The organism is Amycolatopsis sp. Hca4 (assembly GCF_013364075.1).
Taxonomy (GTDB): domain Bacteria; phylum Actinomycetota; class Actinomycetes; order Mycobacteriales; family Pseudonocardiaceae; genus Amycolatopsis.
Window position 1 is genome coordinate 868,970 of the sequence record NZ_CP054925.1, and the last position, 19,212, is coordinate 888,181.

Annotated in this window: 19 protein-coding genes; 2 read left to right on the plus strand and 17 right to left on the minus strand. The window is 73.4% G+C overall.

The window, feature by feature from the left end; all coding sequences use genetic code 11:
- Position 1: 1 nt before the first annotated feature.
- From HUT10_RS03520 to HUT10_RS03555, 9 genes are all read right to left on the minus strand, one after another.
- Positions 2-937 carry a PmoA family protein gene (locus tag HUT10_RS03520; protein ID WP_176169832.1) on the minus strand — a complete coding sequence of 312 codons (936 nt, stop codon included), beginning with the start codon at positions 935-937 and terminating at the stop codon, positions 2-4.
- Complete coding sequence (locus HUT10_RS03525; protein ID WP_176169833.1) at positions 934-2,154, minus strand: Gfo/Idh/MocA family protein; 1,221 nt, start codon at positions 2,152-2,154, stop codon at positions 934-936. Before HUT10_RS03525 ends, HUT10_RS03520 begins: the two co-directional genes overlap by 4 nt.
- A complete protein-coding gene (locus HUT10_RS03530) occupies positions 2,154-3,287 on the minus strand; it encodes a Gfo/Idh/MocA family protein (protein ID WP_176169834.1) in 1,134 nt (377 codons plus the stop codon). Before HUT10_RS03530 ends, HUT10_RS03525 begins: the two co-directional genes overlap by 1 nt.
- Positions 3,284-3,841, minus strand: coding sequence for a DUF624 domain-containing protein (locus HUT10_RS03535; protein ID WP_176169835.1), 558 nt, complete (start codon positions 3,839-3,841; stop codon positions 3,284-3,286). The genes HUT10_RS03530 and HUT10_RS03535 overlap by 4 nt, the downstream gene beginning before the upstream one ends.
- Positions 3,842-3,845: 4 nt before the next feature.
- Entirely contained in the window at positions 3,846-4,691 is an 846-nt protein-coding gene (locus tag HUT10_RS03540; RefSeq protein WP_176169836.1) for a carbohydrate ABC transporter permease, read from the minus strand.
- Positions 4,688-5,662: a carbohydrate ABC transporter permease gene (locus HUT10_RS03545; RefSeq protein WP_176169837.1), complete on the minus strand. Its 975-nt coding sequence runs from the start codon at positions 5,660-5,662 to the stop codon at positions 4,688-4,690. The genes HUT10_RS03540 and HUT10_RS03545 overlap by 4 nt, the downstream gene beginning before the upstream one ends.
- Positions 5,663-5,665: 3 nt before the next feature.
- Positions 5,666-6,958: an ABC transporter substrate-binding protein gene (locus HUT10_RS03550; RefSeq protein WP_254896661.1), complete on the minus strand. Its 1,293-nt coding sequence runs from the start codon at positions 6,956-6,958 to the stop codon at positions 5,666-5,668.
- 201 nt (positions 6,959-7,159) lie between these two features.
- Entirely contained in the window at positions 7,160-7,468 is a 309-nt protein-coding gene (locus tag HUT10_RS50450) for a hypothetical protein (RefSeq protein WP_254896662.1), read from the minus strand.
- Complete coding sequence (locus HUT10_RS03555) at positions 7,429-8,331, minus strand: Gfo/Idh/MocA family protein (protein WP_254896663.1); 903 nt, start codon at positions 8,329-8,331, stop codon at positions 7,429-7,431. Before HUT10_RS03555 ends, HUT10_RS50450 begins: the two co-directional genes overlap by 40 nt.
- A gap of 270 nt (positions 8,332-8,601) precedes the next feature.
- Between HUT10_RS03555 and HUT10_RS03560 the strand changes: the two genes are divergently transcribed.
- A complete protein-coding gene (locus HUT10_RS03560) occupies positions 8,602-9,597 on the plus strand; it encodes a LacI family DNA-binding transcriptional regulator (protein WP_176169838.1) in 996 nt (331 codons plus the stop codon).
- Here HUT10_RS03560 and HUT10_RS03565 read toward each other — a convergent pair.
- The 6 genes from HUT10_RS03565 to HUT10_RS03590 form a co-directional block, all read right to left on the minus strand.
- Positions 9,594-10,832: an FAD-binding protein gene (locus HUT10_RS03565; protein ID WP_176169839.1), complete on the minus strand. Its 1,239-nt coding sequence runs from the start codon at positions 10,830-10,832 to the stop codon at positions 9,594-9,596. The two genes, HUT10_RS03560 and HUT10_RS03565, sit on opposite strands and share 4 nt — an antisense overlap.
- A 38-nt stretch (positions 10,833-10,870) precedes the next feature.
- Positions 10,871-11,986 (minus strand): serine hydrolase, encoded by a 1,116-nt coding sequence (locus HUT10_RS03570; protein ID WP_176169840.1) that lies wholly within the window; start codon positions 11,984-11,986, stop codon positions 10,871-10,873.
- Between the two features lie 16 nt (positions 11,987-12,002).
- The gene (locus tag HUT10_RS03575; protein ID WP_176169841.1) at positions 12,003-13,040 is read right to left on the minus strand and encodes an Lrp/AsnC family transcriptional regulator; all 1,038 of its coding nucleotides are present in this window, start codon (positions 13,038-13,040) and stop codon (positions 12,003-12,005) included.
- 70 nt (positions 13,041-13,110) lie between these two features.
- On the minus strand, positions 13,111-13,875 hold the full coding sequence (locus HUT10_RS03580) for a hypothetical protein (protein ID WP_176169842.1): 765 nt from the start codon (positions 13,873-13,875) through the stop codon (positions 13,111-13,113).
- Positions 13,872-14,450 carry a papain-like cysteine protease family protein gene (locus HUT10_RS03585; protein ID WP_176169843.1) on the minus strand — a complete coding sequence of 193 codons (579 nt, stop codon included), beginning with the start codon at positions 14,448-14,450 and terminating at the stop codon, positions 13,872-13,874. Before HUT10_RS03585 ends, HUT10_RS03580 begins: the two co-directional genes overlap by 4 nt.
- Positions 14,451-14,652: 202 nt before the next feature.
- Positions 14,653-15,225 carry a DUF6801 domain-containing protein gene (locus HUT10_RS03590; RefSeq protein ID WP_254896664.1) on the minus strand — a complete coding sequence of 191 codons (573 nt, stop codon included), beginning with the start codon at positions 15,223-15,225 and terminating at the stop codon, positions 14,653-14,655.
- 232 nt (positions 15,226-15,457) lie between these two features.
- Between HUT10_RS03590 and HUT10_RS03595 the strand changes: the two genes are divergently transcribed.
- Positions 15,458-15,961 (plus strand): hypothetical protein, encoded by a 504-nt coding sequence (locus HUT10_RS03595; RefSeq protein ID WP_176169844.1) that lies wholly within the window; start codon positions 15,458-15,460, stop codon positions 15,959-15,961.
- A 430-nt stretch (positions 15,962-16,391) separates the two neighbouring features.
- Here the strand turns inward: HUT10_RS03595 and HUT10_RS50455 are convergent, their stop codons facing one another.
- Positions 16,392-17,057, minus strand: coding sequence for a tetratricopeptide repeat protein (locus HUT10_RS50455; protein WP_254896665.1), 666 nt, complete (start codon positions 17,055-17,057; stop codon positions 16,392-16,394).
- A 113-nt stretch (positions 17,058-17,170) separates the two neighbouring features.
- Complete coding sequence (locus tag HUT10_RS03600; RefSeq protein ID WP_254896666.1) at positions 17,171-19,156, minus strand: BTAD domain-containing putative transcriptional regulator; 1,986 nt, start codon at positions 19,154-19,156, stop codon at positions 17,171-17,173.
- Positions 19,157-19,212 lie beyond the last annotated feature (56 nt).

The window sequence follows — 19,212 nt, forward strand, 5'->3', positions numbered from 1 at the left end:
GTCAGCTCCTCTCCTCGGCCGCCCGGGCGGCCAGCTCGGACAGCCGGGCGGTGTCCGGGGCGCCGTCGATGACGACGACGTGGTGGGTCAGGGTCAGTTCCTCGTCCGGTTCGAGCAGCCACGGCCGGTGGTAGGTGGCGGCGAAGCTGACCACGGGGAACGGCTCGGCCCGCACGTACCAGGCCGTCGGGTGGGCCGCGTTGCCCGGGCTGTCGGCGAACAGCAGCGTCGAGGTCCGGAGGCTTTCGTCGTGCCGCCCGGTGAAGGCGAGCCACGGCGCCCGGTGCCCCATCGCGTCGGCCGCGGACTTCCCGTCCGGCGTGCGGACGGTGCCGCCGACGAACGAGCGCGGCCCGCGCCAGAACAGCCCGCCGTAGCCTGCGGTGTCCCGCCCTTCGGTGACCGGGCTCCCCCAGCGCAGTTCGTGGCCGCTGGTGTTGCGCAGCCGGCTGGACCAGGTGAGCGTCCAGTGCCCGCCGCGCCGCGAGACGTCGCCGAAACCCAGCGTGCGGTGTTCGGTGAGCCAGCGCCGGCCGCCCGCGGTGCGCCAGGCCAGCTCGTGCCGCAGCTCGCACCGGCCACCCGCGTCGTCGATGCCTTCCCAGCGGACGTGGCCGATGGTGCCGTTGTTGTCGAGCGGGGTGTAGCCCCGGCCGCGGACGTAGGTGCGGCCGCCCCAGAAGTTCTCGCCGGAGAGGTGGGCCATGGTGAACTGCAGGCCGTTGTGCCAGGTGTGGTCGTGCGGCCGGACCGCCGTCACGACCTCCCCGGCGGTGGTGCGCAGCGGGTGCAGGTACGGCTTGGGCGAGTCCCCGGCGGGTGTCGGCGGCTCGACGACGTACTCGGCCAGCACGAGGTCGCCGAGGCGCACGCACACCCGGCCGTCGGGCTCCTCGGTCACCGCCGGCGTGCCGTCCCCCACCGCGGCGCGGCTCACGCCGGTTCCCCGATCTCCTCCAGCAGCTCCTCGACGGCCACGGCCTGGCCGGTTTCCAGGGACCGGTTCGCGGCCAGGCCGGTGAGCAGGGCCTGGAGACCGGCGTCGTGGCCGGCCGCGCAGCCGAGCGCGTCCGGTTCGGCGTCGCCGAGCAGTTCGGCGAGCATCCGCTCGTCGCCGCCGCCGTGGCCCTCGCCGAGGAGTCCGTCGAAGACGGTGCCCGGCGGTTCCCAGTGCCGCTGCACGGTCAGCCGGGCCCGCGCCCGCTTCGGCACCGGCTCGGCGCCGGAGGCGTACTCGTTCTCCCGGACGTCCAGCTCCAGCCGTCCTTCGCTGCCGGAGAAGGCGACGCGGTAGCCCTCCCGCGGTGAATAGGCGTGCAGGTGGTAGTTCAGCACCGCCCCGCCGTGGTGGCGCACGATCACCGAGAGGTCGTCTTCGATGGTGACCCCGGGTGCGAACACGTCCTGGTTCCGGACGTAACCGTCTTCGCGTGCGGCGTCGCGGTAGAGCGCGCGCAGCTTGGGTGCGGCGTCGAGGTCCAGCGCGAACCGGTCGCTCCGGTGGCCGGTTTTGTCACCGTAGAAGAACAGGCTGCCCAGCGCGAACACGGTTTCGGGGCCGCGGCCGAGCCACCAGTTGACCAGGTCGAAGTGGTGGCCGGACTTGTGCACGAGCAGGCCCCCGGAGTTCGCCTTCTCGCGGTGCCAGCGGCGGAAGTAGTCGGCGCCGTGCGCGGTGTCGAGCAGCCAGCTGAACTCGACCGAGCCGATCTCCCCGATCGCTCCGCCGTCCAGCAGCTCCCGGACCCGGCGGTGGACCGGGTTGTACCGGTAGTTGAACGCCACCCGCACCGAGCGGCCGGTCTCGCGCCGGGCCGCCAGGATCGCCCGGGCGCCCTCGACGTCGGTGGTCATCGGCTTCTCCGTGACGACATCGCAGCCGGCCTCGAGCGCGGCGACGACGTACCCGGCGTGCGTGTGGTCGGGCGTGCACACCACGACGACGTCGATGCGTTCCTTCGCCAGCATGGCGGTGAAGTCCTCCGGCCGGTAGGCGGGGATCTCCGTGCCGAGCCAGCCGTTGTGGACCCGCATGCGGGTCTCGTTGCGGTCGCAGAACGCCGCGAGTTCCGCCCGCGGCGACGCGGCCAGTGCCCGGGCGAACAGCTCGGCGCGCGAGCCCAGCCCGACGATCGCGTGGCGACGCACCGCCATCACCTCTTTCGTTCCGGGAGAGCCGCGCCGGTCCAGGGCAGGGCGAGTTCGGAGAAGAGCGCGAGCCGCTCGGCCGCGGTCTCGACGTCCCGGTCGATGCCGGGCACGACGAAGTGCCGGTCGGGCCCGGTGCCCACGGCCTCGACCCACGCGGCGGGCAGTGGGAGCGGCTCGGGGGCGTCCCGCACGGCCGCCACCAGGGCGGTGAACGCGCGGGTGGCGGCCAGTGGGGCCAGCAGTGGCTCGCCCGCGCGGACGTGCGCGACCAGGTTGGCCAGCAGGTCCCGCGGCGGGGCGACCTGGCGCTGTTCGCCGTCGATGGTGAGCAGGTCCGTCTTGTAGTGCCAGCGGATCTGCCCTTCCGTGCCGTGGACCAGCACGTACGGGTCGTGGTCGGCTTCGGCGTCGAGGGTGGCCGCGACGACGACGTCCGGCGCGCCCGGGAAGCTCAGCCGCGCGCAGGCGGTCTCGTCCGACTCGATGTCCCGGGCGCGGTACAGCTCGACGGCGATCCGTTCGGGCAGCACTTCGGCGGTGCCGTTGACCAGCAACGCCGTCGCCACGGCGTGGGCGAACGGGTTGGTCAGGGTGCCGTCCACGACCGGCTGCCCGCCGACGCGGCGACGGCCCGCCCAGTCGGCGCGCGCGAAGTACCGGTCCCGCCGGATCCACGCCCCGGCGGCGGCGATCCCGGTGACCGTGCCGATCGCCCCGCTCTCGATCGCGGCCCGCACGACCGGGACCGCGGCGGAGCCGAAGCTCTGGAACCCGGTCTGGCAGGCGCGGCCGTGGGCCAGACCGGTGAGTTCGGCGAAGGCGGCGAGGTCGAGCACCGGCGGTTTCTCGACGAGCAGGTGACAGCCGGCGGCGAACGCGAGCCTCGCCAGGAGCAGGTGGGTGTGCGGCGGGGTCGCCACCACGGCGATGTCCGGGGTGGTGCGGGCGAGCAGTTCGCCCGCGTCCCTGGTGATCACCGCACCTTCGGGCAGCAGGGCACGGGCTTCAGCGGAGGGTTCGCGGATGTCGCAGGCGCCGGCGAGGCGGAGTTCCCCGCGGTCGTGCCGGGCGCGGGCGCGGCGCAGGTGCTGGGCCGCGTAACCGGCCGTGCCGAACACGACCACCTCCGGCGTCACCGGCGGCCGCCGGTCGCGACGGCGGCCAGGGCGAGGGGCCCGGCCACCACGAGCGCCAGGATCGGCAGCATCCAGACGAGCAGCACCGCGAGGCCGGCCGCGACGGCGAGCAGCAGGCCGTTCTCGGGGTCCGCGGCGGTTTCCCGGGCCGCGGTCACGACCGCCCGGCGCCAGTCCGGGCCGCCCGTGGCCATCACCTCACACGTTCGCACCGCCACCACCGCACCGGCCACCGCCAGTACCCACAACGCCGGCCGCAGCACCCCCGCCCCCGGCATCGCGGCCACCACCGCCAGGTCCACCGCGAACGCCACCACCGCGGCCAGGCACCCGAGCCCGAAGCCCACCCCGCCGCGGGCCGCCGAGCGGAAGTCCGCCCAGAACGTCGTCCACAGTGGACTTCCGATGCCGTGCCGGGTTCGGTCCAGGACCCGGCAGCCCGCCACGAACGCCGGGGCGGCCGTCACCACCGGCACCGACGCCAGCGCGACCAGCAGCCCGGCCAGCAGGCAGTCCGAGAAGTCGCCGAGCCCGGCGCGCCACCCGGTTCGCATCACGTCACCCCTTCAGGCCGCTGGTGCTGACGCCTTCGACCAGCAGGCGCTGGAAGGCGAGGAAGAACAGCACGATCGGGACGAGCGCGAGCGCGGACATCGCGAACATCGCGCCGAAGTTCGACTCGCTGCTGGTGTCGACGAACAGCCGCAGGCCCAGCGGCACGGTGAACTTCTCCGTGCCGTTCAGGTACACCATCTGGGTGAAGAAGTCGTTCCACGTCCAGATGAACGTGAAGATCGACGTCGTCACCAGTGCCGGTTTCGCCAGCGGCAGCACCACGTGCCAGAACGTGCGGTACACCGAGCAGCCGTCGATGGTCGCCGCTTCGTCGAGCTCGCGCGGGATGCCGCGCATGAACTGGACGATCAGGAACACGAAGAACGCCTCTGTGGCCAGCAGCTTCGGCAGGATCAGCGGGACGAACGTGTCGACCAGCCCGGCCTGCTGGAAGATCACGTACTGCGGGATGAGCGTGACGTGGTAGGGCAGCATCAGCGTCGTGAGCATGAACGCGAACAGCGCGCCCCGGAACCGGAACTCCAGCCGCGCGAAGGCGAACGCGGCCAGCGAGCACGACAGCACGTTCGCCACCACCGACAGGCCGGCCACCAGGAACGAGTTGAGGAAGAAGCGGCCGAACCCGACGTCCGCCGCGCCTTCCCAGCCCTTGGCGTAACCGTCGAAGACGAACCGGGTGGGCAGCAGCGCCAGCCGGGACAGGATTTCGTCCGGCGGTTTGACCGACGCGAACGCCAGCCACACCAGCGGGTACAGCACCACGGCGACGATGACCAGGCACAGCACGTGCCGGCCGGCCGACCGGGCGGTGCGCGGGAGCGCGGTCACTTCCGTGCCTCCGCGTCGTCGTAGAACACCCAGAGCTTCGCCGTCCGGAACACGATGGCCGTGACGATCGCGATGACCACCAGCAGCACCCAGGCCATCGCGGACGCGTAGCCCATCCGGAAGTCCTGGAAGCCGACCTCGAACAGGTAGAGCGTGTAGAACAGGTCCGCGTCGGCCGGACCGCCGCGGCCGCCGCCGATGACGAACGCCGGGGTAAACGCCTGGAAGGCGTGGATCGCCTCCATCACCAGGTTGAAGAAGATCACCGGCGACAGCACGGGCAGCGTGATGTGCCGGAACCGGCGGAACGCGCCCGCGCCGTCGATCGCGGCCGCCTCGTGCAGCTCCGCCGGGATCTGCTTGAGCCCGGCCAGGAAGATGACCATCGGCGCGCCGAACTGCCAGACGCCCAGCAGGACGATCGAGGCCAGGCTGAACCGCGGGTCGTCGACCCAGCTCGGGGTGTGCCAGCCGAGGAAGGCCAGTACCTCGTTCACCGGGCCGCCGCCCATGAACAGCGCCCGCCACACCAGCGCCGCCGCGACGCTCGCGCCGAGCAGCGAAGGGGCGTAGAACGCCGCGCGGTAGAAACCGGTCCCGCCGCGGCGGGTGTTGAGCAGCATGGCCACCAGCAGCGAGACCGTCAGCTTCAGCGGCACCGAGACCAGCACGTAGATGAGCGTCACCTCGACCGACTGCAGGTAGCGGTCGTCGCCGGTGAACATGTGCGCGAAGTTGCCGAAGCCGACCCACTTCGGGGTGGTGAACAGGTCGTAGTCGGTGAACGAGAGGTAGAGCGAGACCACCATCGGGCCGACGGTCAGCGCCACCGCGCCGAGCAGCCACGGGGCCAGGAAGGCGAAGGCCTCCGGCTGGCTCTTGCGGCGGCGCCCGCCCGGCCGCTCCCGGCGCCGGACGCGCGCGGGCGCCACGGGGGCGACCGGCGGGTCCGGCGTGCGCAGGGTCGTCATCGGCTAGGACAGTCCCTTCTCGGCTTCGGTCATGAACCGGCTGACCGCGTCGTCGATGCTCATCCGGCCGAACGCGACCTCTTCGTACGTGCGCTGGAGGAGCTTCTGGATCGCGCCGGCGCCCTTGGGCGGCACCGGCGGCGCGGCCCCGAGCTTCGGTTCGAGTGCGGCCTCGTAGTCGTAGAGGGTCTTGTCGTTGCCCTTGGCCTCGCCGGCGAGCTGCGCGCGGACCTTCAGGTTCGGCGCGAGGCCGCGGTCGGTGCCGACGATCCTGCCGACCTCGGGGTCGTTGATCAGGAAGTCGACGAGCTTCGCCGCCGCTTCCTGCTGCCGGCTGCGCGCGGCCACCGCCAGGAACATCGACGGCCGCCGGTACTGCCCGGTGCCGCCGTTCGCGCCGCTCGGGTACGGCGCCACGTTCAGCGGCTTGCCGTTCGCCTTCCGGTAGGCGGGCAGCAGGTTGTCGTAGGCGAACTCCGAGCTGGTCAGCTTCTTGCCGAGCGGCGACTGCTCGGGCGAGGTGTTGTAGGACGCCGTGACGTCGGCGGGCGAGGCGGCCTTGGTGTCGCGGAACTTGCTCGCCAGTTCCCAGTAGCGGCGCAGGTCGTCGGCGGTGAAGCCGAGCTTGCCGTCGGAGGTGTAGAACTGCTTGCCCTGCTGGCGCAGCCAGATCTCCAGCGTCGTGTCGAGGATGCCGAAGTCGGTCACGCCGCGCGCCGAGCCCGCCGTGCCGGCCTTCCGGGCCGCTTCGGCGTACTGGTCCCAGGTCAGGCCCTTCGCCGGGTCGGCACCGGCCGCCGTGAACGCCGCCGGGTCGTAGATCATCGCCGGGGTGTTCTGGGCCCACGGCACCGCGTACCGCTTGCCCTGGTAGACGCCGGTGGCCGCCAGCTCCGGGTTGACGTCGGCGAGCGAGATCGCCTTGCCTGCCCCGGAGTTCAGGTCGGCCAGGACGTTGCGGCCGCCGTATTCGGCCAGGTAGCGGCTGTCGACGTTGAGCACGTCCGGCGGCTTGCCCCCGGCCGTCTGCGTCGCCAGCTTCTCCCAGTAGGCCGCGTACGCCGAGAACGACGTCTGCACCTTGATGTCGGGGTTCTTCTGCTGGAAGAGCTCGACGGCCTTCTGCGTCAGGTTCGCCCGCCCTTCGCTGCCCCACCACACGAAGGTGATGGTCGCGGCGCCGCCGCCCCCGGAACCCGAGCCGCAGGCGGCCACCCCGGTCAGCAGCAGCGGGACCACCACGGCCAGCGCGGCGGCACCCCGGCCCCTGGTCCTGCGCACAGTTGTCCGCCCCATCGAACTCTCCGTCCTCGGCCGGTCGGGACTCTTCGGTGAAAACGCAGCCTGAAAACGCTGTCAGCGCGGGTCACGGTAGGCAGCGCGGCGCAGCGGTGTCAACGACATGATCGGGAGAACAACCCTTGTGCAGCAATGTTTTCAGTGTTTTCAGACCACGGGAGAAAGCGCTTACCCGTGCCGTGGGCCCGACCGGGGAGGTCAGCCCGTCCGCCGCCGTGCGGCCCGCGCCCACGGGACACCGATTTCCGAGAACAGTGCGAGCCGGTCCGCGGCGACGGCCACTTCTTCGCCGATCCCTCGCACGACCGAATACCGGCTCGCCCCTTCGCCGACGCTGCGGATCCAGCCCGCGGGGATCTTCGACGGCGAGGGCGCGTCCCGCACCGCTTCGACCACCGAGGCGAACGCCCGGGTGCCGGACAGCGGCGCGAGCAGCGGCACGGCGTCCGGGTCGAGGTGGTGGGCGATCAGGTTGCGCAGCAGGTCGGCCGGGGGCCGGGGTGGCACCGCTCGTCGTCGAGTTCGAGGCGGTGGCTCTTGTACCAGAACTTGGCCCGCGCCTTTTCGCCGTGCACCACGACGTAGGGCTCGTGGTCCTGTTCCGCGCACAGGGAAGCGGCGACGACGATCTCCGGTCCGGCGCCGAACCGGATCCGCAGGCACGCGGTGTCGTCGGCTTCGATGTCCCGCGTGCCGTAGAGCTCAAGCGCGATCTCCGCCGGAGCGCGCCCGGCGACCCCGCCGACCAGCAGCGCGGTGGCCACGGCGTGGGAGAACGGGTTGGTCAGCGCGCCGTCGACGACGGCCTCGCCGTCGAGCCAGCGGCGGCCGGCCCAGGGGTTGCGGCGGTAGTAGGCGTCGGTGCGGATCCACGCGCCGGCCGCGCCCACGCCGACGACGGTGCCGAGCCTGCCGTCGTCGATCGCCGCGCGCAGGACCGGGAGCACCGGGGAGCCGAAACTCTGGAACCCGGTCTGGCAGGCCGCTCCGGTCTCCGCGGCCAGCCGCGTCAGCGTGGTGAAGCCGGCGAGGTCGAGCACCGGCGGGGTCTCCAGCAGCAGGTCGCTGCCCGCCCGCAGCACCGCGGCCGCGGTCCGGACGTGCGCGTGCGGTGGGGTCGCGACCACGGTGATGTCCGGGCGGCAGCGGCGGAGCAGGTCCTCGACGCCGGTGTGCGCGGTACCGCCGGGCGGCAGCAGGGCGCCCGCGGCGGCCGACGGCGGGCGGATGTCGGCCATGCCGGCGAACCGGACCAGTCCTTCGTCGTGCAGGATCCGCGCACGGTGCAGGTAGCTGAAGGCGTAGCCGGACGTGCCGACGACCGCCAGCCTCGGCGGGTCCGCGACGGTGCGGCTCCGGCTCCCCGACATGGATCTCCGATCGGCGGCCCCGAGGGCCGCGCGGGACCGACGGAACGGGTCAGGCGTTCGGGAGAAACTTCCGGGCGTCACGGTAGGGCGTTCGCGACAAACGTGTCAATCACCAGGACACCGCGTCGAAACAGTCGAACACCGGCGGCGCGGTTTTCGAGATAGCGCTTACTGGAATGGAAGAGCCCGGCTTGCGGGGTTTGCGGGATTTGTTGACAACGGTCTCCGCCCTTTTCATGATGTTGCCCGGGAGCCTGCCGAGGAGTTGCCGTGGCCGTGACGATTCACGACGTCGCCCGCCGGGCCGACGTGTCGATCTCGACCGTCTCGCGCGCGTTCACGTCCCCGGGACTGGTGCGGCAGCAGACCCGCACCCGGGTGCTGGCCGCCGCGCACGAGCTGGGCTACCACGCGGCCGGCGCCCCGCAGCCGGGAACCGCGGCCCGCACCGGGCACATCGGAATCGTCGTCTCCGACCTGGGCAACCCGTTCTTCACCGGCGTGCTCAACGGTGTCCAGGCGCGCGCCCGGCAGGACGGCATCGCGGTGCTGTTCGCCAACAGCGACGAGGACCCGGCGACCGAGCAGAACCTCGTCCGCCGGATGGCCGGGCAGGTCGACGGGGTCGTGCTGTGCAGCCCCAGCATGACCGACGACCAGTTGCGCACGCTCGCCGCGCGGACGACCCTGGTGCTGGTCAACCGCGAGGTCCCGGGGATCCCGTCGATCGTGCTCGACGCCGCGGACGGGATGCGGCAGGCGATCGAGCACCTGGCCGCGCTGGGCCACCGCCGCTGCGCCTACCTGGGCGGCCCGCGGGCGTCCTGGGCGAACCGGGCCCGCCGGCAGGGCCTGGCGGAGACCGCGCAGGCGCACGGCACCGACGTCGTCGAGTTCGGCCCGTTCCCGCCGGTGTTCGAGGGCGGCCTGCAGGGCGCGGACCTGGCGCTGGCGGCGGACGTGACCGCGATCATCGCCTACAACGACCTGGTCGCCTTCGGCGCGCTGGCCCGGCTGAACGCCCGCGGCGTACCGGTGCCGGACGAAGTCAGCCTGGTCGGCTTCGACGACCTGGTCTTCGCGGCGATCTCGGCCCCACCGCTGACGACGATCGCGATGCCGACGGAGGCGGCAGGCCGCGCGGCGGTCACGATCCTGCTCGGCCTGCTCGACGGCGAGGCCGACAAGCACACGACCCGGGTGCTGGACACCCACCTGATCGTCCGCGCCACGACCGCCCCACCGACGGGCCGGCCGCCACGCTAGCCGCCGAAGACGTTCCGCTCCAGGAAGGGGTTGCGGAACTTGCCCGCCGGGTCGAGGCTCTCCGCCAGCGCCCGGAACTCCGCCAGCCGCGGGTACCCCACCGGGACGCCGTGGAAGAGCTTGCCCCAGTGCGGGCGCGCCCCGAACGGCGCCAAGCGCTCCTCGAGCACCGGCAGCACCGCCTCGACCTCCGGCTGCCGCGGCTGCCAGGTGAAGTGCAGGGCCACCCGGTCGCCGCCGTGGCAGGGGGACAGCCAGCGGTCGTCGGCCGCGATCGCGCGGATCTCCGAGACCAGCAGCAGCGGTGCCACCAGGTCGGCGAGCTCGCGGACCGCCCGGATGGCGGCCACCGCGTGCTCGTAGGGCACGAAGTACTCCGACTGCAGCTCGTCGCCGACGCTCGGGGTGAACGCCAGCGCGAAGTGCGGGAGCCGCTCGTGCCACGGCCCCGGAACCCCCTGCTGGGGCGTGCAGTTGTCCGCCGGGATGCCGGCGGCCTGCGCCGGGTGGCGCGGGCCGTCCGCCGGGACCGCGCCGAACAGGTCCCGGCGCTCGGTGAACTCGTCGACGCGGCTCTTGACCCACACCTGGTCGACCGCGTCGTTCGCCCAGTTCGTGAACATGCTGACGCTGTAGCCCGCGTCTTCGATTTCGTCGAAGTGCGCGTACGCGGCTTCCCACGGCAGATAGTCGAAAACGTCCTGGCGGACGTCGAACGCGGGAACCGCGTCGAGGGTCAGCCGGGTGACGACGCCGACCGCGCCGAGGCCGACGACCAGGCCGGGGAACTCGGCGTCGGCGCGGGTGAAGCGGCGCAGTGAGCCGTCGGCGGCGACCAGCTCGATCCCCGAGACGGCCGCGGCGAGCCCCGGCTGCCGCCGCCCGGAGCCGTGGGTGCCGGTCGCGACGCTGCCGGCCACCGTGATGTGCGGCAGCGACGCGAGGTTCGGCAGCGCGAAGCCCGCGTCGTGCAGCTGCTGCGCGAAGTCGCCGTAGCGGGCCGACCCGCCGACCGTCACGGTGCCGTCGCCGATCTCCACCGGGACGTCGAGGGCGTGCAGGTCCAGCAGCAGCCCGCCCGGGGAGTCCGCGATCGTGTTGAAGCAGTGCCGGCTGCCGAGGGCTTTGACGCGCGTCGCGCCGGCGACGGCTTCCTGGACCTCGGCGACGGTCCGCGGGGTCGTCACCGCGTCCGCGCCGTAAGTGAGGTTCCCGGCCCAGTTCGACTCGCTCACCCGCACGTCCTTCCACCGTAGGAGATCCACTGCAGACCCTACGCGGCCGCCGCCCGCCAGAAGTCGCGCATCCAGCCGGGCGTCACGGGGGAGTCCTCGCCGACCTGGGTGAGCAGGACTGCCACGGTGCCGGTGGCGGGCACGACGTGCGCGGTGGTGCCGGTGCCGCCGACCCACCCGTACCGGCCGGGGACGTGCCACGGCTCGGTGACGGCGATGTCCACCGAGCCGCCCATCCCCCAGCCCTGGCCTTCGAGGAACAGCACGCCGATCTCGCGCTGCGCCGCGGTCGTGTGGTCGGTCGTCATCAGCCGGACGGCCTCCGGCGTGAGCACACCGGCGCCGCCGGCCAGCAGCATCCGGCCGAACGCGGCCCAGTCCCCCGCCGTCCCGGCGAGACCGCCGTTGCCGAGCGGCAACGCGGGCATCGCGGCCCACTGGCCGTCCGGCGGGTCGGCGAGCACCAGCCCGTCCGGAGTCTTCTTGTAGAAGGCGGTGAATCGGCCGGGCTCGGCGACGAACCCGGTGTCGGTCATGCCCAGCGGTGCGAAGACCCGTTCGGCGAGGAACTCCGGGAAAGACTGTCCGGACGCGCGTGCGACGAGCAGTCCCTGGAGGGTCGAACAGGTGTCGTAGAGCCAGGATTCGCCGGGCTGGTAGGTCAGCGGCACCTCCGCGAGCTGTGCGAGCCAGACGTCCGGTTCGGGGAAGCTCTGCACTTCCCGGCCGTCGCGCTGCACCCCGGCCAGCGCCTGCACGGCCGGCAGCGAGAAGTCCGACGCGAAGCCCCAGCCGGCCTGGCTGGTGAGCACGTCGGACACCGTGATCGGGCGCTTCGCCGGGACGACGTCGTCGAGCGCGCTCACCGGGGTGCGCACCACCTTCGGCTCGGCCAGCTCGGGCAGCCAGCGGCCGATCGGGTCGTCGAGGGCGAGGGTGCCGTCGTCCACCAGCACGAGGGCCGCGGCCGCGGTGATCGGCTTGGTGATGGACGCGAAGCGGAACAGCGTGTCCTCGGCCATCGGGCGGCTGCCCTCGACGTCGACCGAGCCGACGGCCACGACCTCCCGCGTGCCGCCCCGGTCCACGATCGCCACCGCGCCGGGCAGCGTGCCGTCCTCGACGTGGCGGTGCAGGGTCTCGCGCAGGTCCATGCTCCCCGACCCTAGTTCAGCGGGCCGGGATGATCGCCTGGTGCCTGCCGCCGAGGCCGTGCGGGCTGAGCAGGCGGCCCATCCGCTTGGGCATCCGCAGCGTGATCGCGCGGTCGAGGACCCGCGCGCCGGGCGCGGCTTCGGCCAGCCGCGTCTCGTAGGCCGTGCAGTCGGAGGGCACCCGCAGCCACGCCGAGACGACGAGGTTGCCCTCCCCCACCACCGCGGCCGCGAGGCGGGTCTCCGGCAGCTGGGCGATCGCCGCCCCGGCGCGGTCGAGCCCGGTGGCGTCGACGTCGAGGCGGTACCCGGCGATCACCGGCCAGCCTGCCGGGACGTGCGCGAGGTCGCAGCGGAAGTCGAGCTCGTGGTTGCGCAGCATCCGGGCCAGCGTGCGGCGCACCGCCGACTCGCTCATCCCGCAGTCGCGGGCCAGCACGGCGTAGCTGCGCCGCCCGTCCTCGCCGAGGGACTCCACCAGCGCGCGCAGGTCCCGGTCGTCCCACTGCTGCGGCACGACCAGCCGGGCCTGCACCGCGGTGTCGTCCAGCACCGCCCGCTGCTCCGGGGCCAGCGCGTCCACCAGCCAGCCGCTGCCCTCCCGGTAGACGCGGGTGGCGACGGCGAACCGGACCTCCCGCACCCCGGGCAGCGCGCCGATGCGGCCGGTGACCAGTGCGTCCAGCGCGTCGAGGTCGCGGGCGGCCACGCCGAGGAACAACGCGAACCGGCTGGTGGTGCGCTCGACGCTGAACACCGGCGGCCAGCCGCACAGCTCGCGGGTCAGTGCGCTCAACGCGTCCGGGCGGCAGGCGAGGTCGACGTAGCCGACGGTGGTCGTGGGCGGCGTCGAGTAGGCGGTGAGCCAGGCCAGCCCGGCGGCCTGCAGCCGTTCCCAGCGGCGGGCCGCCGTCGTCGCGTCGGTGCCGACCGCCGCGGCGATGCGCGTCCAGGGCGCCCGCGGGTCGCGCTGCAGGGCTTCCACCAGCGCGAGGTCGGACGCGCTCAACCCGGGGCGCGCCGGTTCCGGCGGCGCACCGGGTGAAACGGGCATGACGCATTGTGACCTGGTCATGATCGGCTGCCGAGGGGCCGCCGGACGCGCCGGCGGCCCCTCGTCGTCCCTACCGCCGCCGCAGCCGCGGCACCGCGACCGCGCCGGCCACCAGCACGAGGACGCCGCCGAGCACGAACGGCAGCACGGGGACGTAGCCCGGGTCCGCGGCGGGCACCGCGCGTTCCCGGCCGCCGTAACCGCCGCCCGCGCCGTCGCGGTCGTAGGCCGAGCCCGGCAGCTTGTCCGCGTAGCGCTCGTGCAGCGCCGCGCGGTAGTCCGCCAGCGACAGCTTCGTGCCGGCGGCGAGGCCGGTGACCGAGCCGTCCAGCACGGTCACGGCGTCTCCGTGCACCGCGTACCAGGCGTTGACCTGCGGTTCGTGCAGGAGGTAGCCGCCGGCCGCGGCCTGGGCGTACTGCCGCTCGTAGTCGCCGGAAGCGACGTTGACGACGGTCCAGGCGGGGCCCTGGCGCTCGGCCCAGACGGTGGCCGCGGTGCCGTCGCCGGTCCGCGCCGGGACCGCGACGTAGGCGAGGGCGGCGGGGACGTCCGACCGGCCGGCGACGAACGCCGCCGTCGGCTCGTAGACCGGGACCTGCGTGCGCGGGTCGGCGGCCTGCTGCGCCGCGGCCGCCGTCCGGCTGCCGGGGAACTTCGTCTTCGCGAGCCGGCCGAGCGTGTCCGCGCCGCCGGCGACCTGGCCGATCGCGGCCGTGTCGGCGGCGGTCGGGGCGCCCGCGGGGCCGCCGGCCGCGCTCGCGGCGCCGGTCGTGGTGAGCATCGCGGCGCCGGCCAGCACGGCCGCGCCCATGGCGTTCCGCAGCATGCTCATCCCTCGATCCCGTACAGCGTGTGGGTCCACTGGAACTGGCTGTTCGAGCGGTAGGTGTCGTAGTTCATCGAGTTGTAGCGGCTGTTGTTCGGCCACGGGTCGCCGTATTCGACGCGGGTGGCACCGCCGGAATTGTCGTAGCCGTAGAGCACGTGCATGTGCCCGCCGCCGGAACGCCAGCCGATGCGGGTGCCGACCGGCTTCCCGGCGTCGATCTGGCTTTTGACGCTGCTGAAGGAAAGGGTCTGGCCGCCGGAATTGTAGGTGCCGACGTTCGTGAAGCCGAGGTAGCGGAACACGCGCTGCTGGTCGGACAGGTAGCCCTGGTTGTTGGCGCAGTCGCTGCCGGATTCGTTGTGCGCGATCTGGCAGAACCGGGTCTGGGTCAGGGAGTAGCCCCAGTAGTCGGCGATCGTGTTGCCGCTGGCGTCCCAGCACCACTGGTCCTTCTGCTGGGCCTGCATGGTGATCCCGAGATCGGTCCGCGCCGCGGCCGCGGCGGCCGGGGCCTGCAGCGCGACGACCGCGACCGAGAGCGCGGCGAGTCCACTGAGGACTCGTGAGGTGGTTTTCACGAAGTGTGCCTCCAGCCGGTGACGATTCGACGTGGTGGCTCGGAATACTCCGCGCCCGCCCCGGTGATCCGGTACCTACCAAGGGAGGATTGCGTTGGCGGTAAAGCGGTTCCGGCGGATACCGGCAGTTCCGGGCCGCCGGATTCCGGCACGGGCCGGGGGCCGCCGGACGGATTCCGGCGGCCCCCGTGCGCGCTGCGGGTCAGGAAACCGTCGTCGTGCCCAGGGTGGCGTCCTGGTCCGGCGGGTCGAGCGTCAGGGCGACGTCGAACTCGCCGAGGGCGCTGTCGGTGACGACGTGCGTGCTCGCGGCGGCGTTGACGCTGCTGGTCGCCTCGCCGGCCGGGGTGCCGGCCGGGACGGTGAAGTCGACCTGGCCGCGCGCGGTGAACTTGAGGGTGCCTTCGGCGGGCACCGGCGTCTCCGGGATCGGCAGCTCGACCGGGATGGCCACGGACTGGCCGCCGATCGCGACGTCGACCTGGGACTTGATGGTGCCGGAGAGCTGGGTGGCGCCGACCAGGCGGAGGCCGTCGCCGGCGGCCTGGCCGGCGTCGACGTCGAGGCTGAAGGGCACCGAGACCGTGCTGCCCGCGGTGGCGGTGGCCGGGATGTCGGCGGTGACCACCACGGCGACCTGCTGGTCGCCGATGAGCGGGAACCCGCCCCGGTAGGTGAGCTGCTTTTCGGCCGCCGCGGCCGGTCCGGCGGAAACAATGGCGAGCGCGCCGGCCAGCAGCGCGGCAACACCCATTCCACGACGTCGGGTCTTCATTTGTCCTGTCCTTTCGTCATTGAACGGCGGTTCGGATACTAGGTGGAAAACTTCCCAACCGGCCATGCCCTTTTCTCGTTTACCGGGAATTTGTCACGCGCATTCGCCGTCGTCGTCGGGATTTTTGTCACCCGCCCGCGCGAGAGCGCCGGTGTAGCAGCGGTGTAGTGCCGGTGCGCAGGGTTTGCGCCGTCGACGCCGGGGCTGCCCCGGCCTACCGAGGGAGACACCCATGCGCATGATCTGCCAGGCGGCCGCGCTTTCGGCCGCCCTGCTCTTCGGCGGCGCGAGCGTCGCTGCCGCCGAGACTTCTTCGGAGGTGTACGCGGAGGTCACCGCCGCCGACATCGCCGACCCGGGCGCAGTGCTCACCGACTCGGCCGCGGACCTGGCCGCGGCGCGGACCGCCGACCAGGCGATTTCGTGGTTCTCCAGCCGCAACGGCAGCACGGCGTACCAGGGCTACTGCGAGCGGGCGGTCCGCTTGGCGTGGGACCGCACCACGCACCACGCGAGCGCGATCGAGCACTGGCGCTCCTCCGACGGCGCCCGCCACACGACGGGCACCCCGCCGCGCGGCGCGTTCGTGTTCTGGAACATCTCGGCGTACGGCCACGTCGGCATCGCGGACGGCAGCGGCGGAGTGTGGGCAACGAGCGTCAACGGCGCGATCGGCCACGCCCGGCAGGGCTACTTCGCGAATTACCTCGGCTGGAAGCCGGGAAACAGCAACTGACCTCCCGCCCCGAGTGATGCCCCGCCAATCACGCGAGATGCCTCGCTAATCACGCGAGATGCCTCCCGGATCACGCGAGTTCCGCTTCTGATCACGCGAGTTCCGGCGGGAATCACGCGGGTTACGGGTTCGATCACGCGAGTTCCGGGTTTAGGCACACCGGAGGCCGGCGGGGCCGCGAGACCGCCGGGGCTCGCTCGGGAGGCGGGCGAGCCCCGGCCGGTCGGCCGGCGTACCTGGCCGGTCGGCCGGCGTACCTGGACGGTCGGCCGGCGGCCTGCGCAGTCGGTCCGCGTACCTGGGCAGTCGGTCCGCGTACCTGCGCGGTCGGATCGCGTACCCGGCCGGTCGGATCGCGTACCCGGCCGGTCGGATCGCGTACCCAGCCGGTCGGATGGCGTGCCTGGGCGGTCGGAGCGTGTGGCGTGGCTCAGGGGTGGGTTGCCGGTGCGGGGGTTCGGCGGCGTTGAGCCTGCTCCAGCAATGCCAGCCCCGTCGTCTCGCCCTGGTGGTTGCCCGTCTCGCGGAACACCCTCAACGCGCGGTCGCACACCCCGCGCGCCTGGACCGGCTCGCCCGCCTCCAGCAGCGTCTGGCCGATGCCCAGCAACGCGTACGCGCTGCACCTCTCGTCGTCGAGCTCCTCCAGGATGCCCAACGCCGATCTCAAGCACGTCAACGACTCCGGCAGCCGGCCCGTGTCGCGGTGAAGCGTGCCCAGCTCCGTCAGGACCTTCGCCTCCCGGTGCGGGTCCTCGATCTCCCTGGCCAGCTCGCGCGCCCGGCTCAGCCACGTTTCCGCCTCCCCGAACGACCCCAGCACCGCGTACGTCGAGCCGATCGAGTTGCGCAGCTGGGCGACGCCGGTCAGGTCGTCCGCCCGCTCCAGGCCCGCGAGGGCCCGGCGATAACACCCCAGTGCCTCCAGCGGACGGTCGCCGAGGCGGGCCACCGTGCCGAGGCCCGCCACCGCCAGCGCCTCGCCGCGGACGTCACCCAGCGCGGCGAACAGCTCCGCCGAACGCCGCATGTCGGCGGACGCCTCCGCGTATTCGTCGTGGTACAGGCGGACCTGGCCGAGACCTCGGCGGAGCACCGCCGTCCCGCGGCGGTCGCCCGCCGCTTCGGCGGCCGCCAGTGCCGTCAGGTGGCTGCGGCGCCAGTCGTCGTACGCTCCGCGCAGGTCGTAGAACGGTACTGCCGCCGCCGTCAGCTGCCAGGACAGCTCCGCCAGGCCGCGTCCGCCGCCAGCTGGACCGCCGCCGCCAGCAGCTTGCGCTCCGCGGTGAACCAGCCCAGCGGGTCGGTCACCAGCCCGTGCGGGACCGCGCCCGAAGGCACCGGCGGCCCGGTCATCGCGCCGAACGCCGGTGGCAGGCCGGCCGCCGCCGTCTTCGCCAGTGCCAGGAGCACCGACAGCACGCGGGTGAGCGGCGCGTCCGGAACGGGTTCCTCCGCCAGCAGTTCGCTCGCGTAGCAGCGCAACAGGTCGTGCAGCCGGTACCGGGGCTGCCCGCTCGCGTCCCGCCCGGTCAGCGACACCAGGTTGGCGTCGACGAGCACGTCGAGGACGTCGTGCGTGCCCGCGCGGTCCAGCAGCGCGTCGACCACCCAGCTCGGGAAGTCCTGCGCGCCCAGCACCGCCGACCGGCCGAACGCCGTCCGCGCGGCCGGGGGCAGCTGGCGCAGGCTCAGCTCGAAGCTCGGCCGGACGCCCAGATCGCCGACGCGCAGCTCGCTCAGCCTGCTCGACTCGTCGGCCAGCCGGTCGTGCAGCGTGCGCAGGCTCCACGCCTGCCGCCCGGCCAGCCGCGCGCCGGCGATGCGGATCGCCAGCGGCAGGTACCCGCAGCACCGCACGATCGCCGCCGCCTCCGCGGGTTCGCCCGCCACCCGCTCCGGCCCCGCCAGTTCGGCCAGCAGCCGCGTGGCCTCGCGTTCGCCGAACACCGGCAGCTCGACGTGTTTCGCGCCGGCCAGCTCCGGCAGCCGCCCGCGGGTGGTGACCAGCACGGCGCAGCCGGCGTCCGCGGGCAGCAGCGGGCGGACTTGCGCGGCGGTCGCCGCGTCGTCGAGCACCAGCAGCACCCGGCGCCCGGCCAGGCGCGAGCGAAACACCGCCGCCCGCTGGCCGAGCCCGGACGGCACGGTGTTCCCGGTGACGCCCAGCGCGTGCAGGAAGTCGGCGAGCACCTCGGCCGGGTCGCGCGGGGCGCCCGTGCCGGCGAGGTCGACGTAGAGCTGGCCGTCCGGGAACCGGGGTGCGAGGCCGTGGGCGACGTGCATCGCCAGCGCCGATTTCCCGGTGCCGGGCGCGCCGGTCAGCACGACCGGCGCCGGCCCCGCCCCGAGGGCGGCGGACAGGTCCCGGACGTACTCCTCGCGGCCGGTGAAGTCGGGGAGATCCGCGGGCAGCTGCCGGACCGGGGCCGGCGAGGCGGGCCCGGGCAGCGGCTCGCCGGTCAGGATCGCCGCCTGCAGCGCCCGCAGCTCCGGCCCGGGTTCGACGCCGAGTTCGGTGACGAGCCGTTCGCGCGCGGTCGCGTACGCCTGCAACGCCTCGGCCCGGCGGCCCGCGCCGGTCAGCGCGAGCAGGTACTGCTGCCAGAGCCGCTCGCGGTACGGGTGCTCGGCCAGCAGCACGGTGAGCTCGGCGATCGCCGGATCGTGCCGGCCCAGCCGGACCTGCAGCGCGAGCCGCTCTTCGACGGCGGCCAGCCGGTTCTCCACCAGCCGGCCGAGCTCGGCGTCCCACGCGGGCGCGGTCGGCAGGTCCTCCAAGGGATCGCCGCGCCACAGGGCTTCGGCCTCGGCCAGCAGCGCCAGCGCCGTCTCGGGTGCGCCGCCCTCGGCCGCGCGGGCGGCGTCCGCGACGAGCCGGGCGAACCGGTGGGCGTCGACGTCGGCCGGGTCGACCGCCAGCGAGTAGCCCGGGTCGTGGGTGCGCAGGACGGCGGTGCCGGGCAGCAGCCGGCGCAGCCGCCACACGTAGGTCTGCAGGTTGGCGGTGGCCGACGTCGGGGGTTCGCGCGGCCAGAGCGTGTCGACCAGCTGCCCGGGCGAGACCGTCCGGTTCGCGTTGAGCAGCAGGTGCGCGAGCAGGGCCCGCTGCTTGGCCCCGCCGAGGGCCAGCGCCCGCCCGCCGACCGTCACCGTCAGCGGTCCGAGCAGGTGAAACCGCACTTCAGACCCCATCGCGCGCTCCCGTTCCCGACGACCGCCCCCAGGCGGAACCTCGCAGCCGGACTGTA

What these genes read in the sequence shown, in the direction of transcription:
- HUT10_RS03525 (WP_176169833.1), bottom strand. Translation starts at nt 2,154, where the DNA reads ATGGCGGTGCGTCGCCACGCGATCGTCGGGCTGGGCTCGCGCGCCGAG.
- HUT10_RS03535 (WP_176169835.1), bottom strand. Translation starts at nt 3,841, where the DNA reads ATGCGAACCGGGTGGCGCGCCGGGCTCGGCGACTTCTCGGACTGCCTG.
- HUT10_RS03545 (WP_176169837.1), bottom strand. Translation starts at nt 5,662, where the DNA reads ATGACGACCCTGCGCACGCCGGACCCGCCGGTCGCCCCCGTGGCGCCC.
- HUT10_RS03550 (WP_254896661.1), bottom strand. Translation starts at nt 6,958, where the DNA reads ATGGGGCGGACAACTGTGCGCAGGACCAGGGGCCGGGGTGCCGCCGCG.
- HUT10_RS03555 (WP_254896663.1), bottom strand. Translation starts at nt 8,331, where the DNA reads ATGTCGGGGAGCCGGAGCCGCACCGTCGCGGACCCGCCGAGGCTGGCG.
- HUT10_RS03570 (WP_176169840.1), bottom strand. Translation starts at nt 11,986, where the DNA reads ATGGACCTGCGCGAGACCCTGCACCGCCACGTCGAGGACGGCACGCTG.
- HUT10_RS03575 (WP_176169841.1), bottom strand. Translation starts at nt 13,040, where the DNA reads ATGCCCGTTTCACCCGGTGCGCCGCCGGAACCGGCGCGCCCCGGGTTG.
- HUT10_RS03580 (WP_176169842.1), bottom strand. Translation starts at nt 13,875, where the DNA reads ATGAGCATGCTGCGGAACGCCATGGGCGCGGCCGTGCTGGCCGGCGCC.
- HUT10_RS03590 (WP_254896664.1), bottom strand. Translation starts at nt 15,225, where the DNA reads ATGAAGACCCGACGTCGTGGAATGGGTGTTGCCGCGCTGCTGGCCGGC.
- HUT10_RS03595 (WP_176169844.1), top strand. Translation starts at nt 15,458, where the DNA reads ATGCGCATGATCTGCCAGGCGGCCGCGCTTTCGGCCGCCCTGCTCTTC.
- HUT10_RS03600 (WP_254896666.1), bottom strand. Translation starts at nt 19,156, where the DNA reads ATGGGGTCTGAAGTGCGGTTTCACCTGCTCGGACCGCTGACGGTGACG.